Origin of the sequence: Thalassospira sp. MCCC 1A03138, from assembly GCF_002115785.1 — a bacterium.
Taxonomy (GTDB): domain Bacteria; phylum Pseudomonadota; class Alphaproteobacteria; order Rhodospirillales; family Thalassospiraceae; genus Thalassospira.
Map to the genome: position 1 here is coordinate 1 of NZ_JFJY01000027.1, position 923 is coordinate 923.

Genomic DNA, 923 nt, shown 5'->3' on the forward strand with positions numbered 1-923 from the left:
CCCGGCATACCACCTAGCGCAACTTTTAAACTCGCCAAATGATCAAAAAACAATCAATTCGACGAGTATTTCTTACGTTTTCGCCACCCGGACCCCACTCCGGTGGCCATTTCCCGCATTACAGGCGCACCTCTCCTGCATTCGTCAGTAAATGTCGGCGCGCCATCCACAGGTTCGACAGAGCGAACAGTGTCACCAGTTGCGCCGTGTTTTTGGCCAAGCCGCGAAAGCGCACCTTGGTGTAACCGAACTGGCGCTTGATTACCCGGAACGGATGCTCGACCTTGGCGCGCACCTGAGCCTTGGCCTTTTCAATCTTGCGCTTGGCTTTGTACAGCACGCTGCGCTTATCGAGTTTTTTGTAGGTGCTGCGGCGTGCCGCCACCTGCCAGATAACTTCACGTCCTTCATGCTCGGGCCGCTTTTCGACACCGGTGTAGCCTGCATCGGCGCAGACCACGTTTTCGTCGCCATGCAGCAATTTGTCCACCTGGGTGACATCCGCCACATTGGCCGCCGTGCCCACTACGCTGTGCACCAGACCCGATTCGTCATCGGCGCCGATGTGGGCCTTCATGCCAAAATAATACTGGTTTCCCTTCTTGGTCTGGTGCATTTCCGGGTCGCGCTTGCCGTCCTTGTTCTTGGTCGAACTGGGCGCATTGATCAGCGTTGCATCGACGATGGTGCCCTGGCGCAGCGACAGGCCGCGGTCGCCCAGATAGCCATTGATGACAGCGAGGATGCCGGCCGCCAGCTCGTGTTTCTCCAGCAAGCGGCGGAAGTTGAGAATGGTGGTTTCGTCGGGGATGCGCTCCAGGTTCAGCCCGGCAAACTGGCGCAGGATCGTGGTTTCGTACAGCGCTTCCTCCATCGCTGGATCGCTGTAGCCGAACCAGTTCTGCAGCAGATGCACACGCAGC

General features: G+C 58.1%; 1 protein-coding gene. It reads right to left on the reverse strand.

The window, feature by feature from the left end:
* Positions 1-118 precede the first annotated feature (118 nt).
* On the reverse strand, positions 119-923 hold an 805-nt coding region (locus TH468_RS21085; RefSeq protein ID WP_085646388.1), incomplete at its 5' end, for an IS5-like element IS1384 family transposase.